The sequence below is a fragment of the Tabrizicola sp. genome (assembly GCF_036781545.1).
Lineage (GTDB): Bacteria > Pseudomonadota > Alphaproteobacteria > Rhodobacterales > Rhodobacteraceae > Tabrizicola.
The window spans coordinates 1-1,751 of sequence record NZ_DAIQAT010000275.1; the positions used below are offsets into that span (position 1 = coordinate 1).

At 67.0% G+C, this 1,751-nt stretch carries 1 protein-coding gene; it reads right to left on the bottom strand.

Features of this window, described 5'->3' with window-relative positions; all coding sequences use genetic code 11:
* A partial coding sequence (locus V7Q39_RS20580; protein WP_333818477.1) for a phosphate acyltransferase occupies positions 1–1,751 on the bottom strand: 1,751 nt, incomplete at both ends.

Here is a 1,751-nt window from a genome sequence, read left to right on the forward strand (position 1 = left end):
TCGTAGCGCGAGCCCGGCAGCAGGCGGTCGCGGATCGACTGGTCGAGGGCCGCGTCGATGTTCATCTCGCCCTCATAGGCGAAATCGGGTTCGCGGGTGTCCAGCATCTCCAGCGCCTCGCGCATCCGGCGGGCGGTGGCGGTGTCCATGTTGCCGAACTGCGACTGGGTGCAGAGCGCGATCTTGGGCGTCAGGCCGAAGCGGCGGACATGGCGGGCGGCGCCGATGACCGTCTCCATGATCTGCTGCGGGCTGGGTTCGGGATGGACATGGGTGTCGGCGATGAAAAGCGGACCGTCTTCCAGGATCATCAGCGACAGCGCCGCCACGGGATGCAATCCGCCGCGGGCGAGGATCTGGCGGACATAGCCCAGGTGCCAGTTGAACTGGCCGAAGGTGCCGCAGATCAGGCTGTCGGCTTCCTCGCGGTGCACCATGATCGCGCCGATGGCCGTGGTGTTGGTGCGCATCACCGCCCGCGCCGTGTCGGGCGTCACGCCGCGCCGGGCCATCAATTCGTGGTAGGCGCCCCAGTAGTCGCGGTAGCGGTGGTCGTTCTCCGGGTTGACCAGATGGAAGTCGCGGCCCGGACGGATCGGCAGACCGAAGCGTTCACAGCGCGCCTCGACCACTTCCGGGCGGCCGATCAGGATGGGAAGGTCGGTCGTTTCCTCCAGCATCGCATTGGCGGCGCGCAGCACACGCTCATCCTCGCCCTCGGCAAAGACGATGCGGCGGGTGGCAAGCTTCGAGGCCTCGAAGACCGGGCGCATCAGCAAAGCGGATTTGAAGACCGAACCGTCGAGCTTGCGCTTGTAGGCGTTGAGATCCTCCAGGGGACGGGTGGCGACGCCGGTTTCCATCGCGGCCTTGGCGACCGCGCTGGCGACGACGCCGATCAGCCGGGGGTCGAAGGGTTTCGGGATCAGGTAGTCGGGGCCGAAGGACAGGGTCTCGCCCCGATACGCGGCGGCGGCCTCGGCGCTGGTGGTGGCGCGGGCCAGCGCGGCGATACCCTCGATACAAGCCAGTTCCATCGCGTCGTTGATCGTGGTCGCGCCCACGTCCAGCGCGCCGCGGAAGATGAAGGGGAAGCAGAGGACGTTGTTGACCTGGTTCGGGAAGTCCGACCGCCCGGTGGCGATGATCGCCGTCGGGGCAACCTCGCGCGCGAGGTCGGGCAGGATTTCCGGCGTGGGATTGGCCAGAGCGAAGATGATCGGGTTCGGGGCCATCGCCCTGACCATGTCCTGCGTCAGCACGCCGGGGCCCGAGAGGCCGAGGAAGAGATCGGCGCCCTTGATCACTTCGGCGAGCGGCATGGACCGGTCGCCTTGCGCAAAGGCGGCCTTCTGCTGGGTCATCTGCTCGGCCCGGCCATGGTAGACGAGGCCTTCGAGGTCGCAGAGCCAGACATTCTCGCGCCGGACCCCCAGCTTCACCAGCATTTCCAGACAGGCGATGCCCGCCGCCCCGCCGCCGGTGGAGACGACCTTGATCTCGGCGAACTCTTTGCCCGCGACGATCATCGCATTGGTCGCCGCCGCACCCACGACGATGGCGGTGCCATGCTGGTCGTCATGGAAGACCGGGATGTTCATCCGCTCCCGGCACAGTTTCTCGACGATGAAGCAGTCGGGGGCCTTGATGTCTTCCAGGTTCACCGCACCGAAGCTGGGTTCCAGCGCGCAGACGATCTCGGCCAGCTTCACCGGGTCGGGCTCGTTCACCTCGATGTCGAAGCAGTCGAT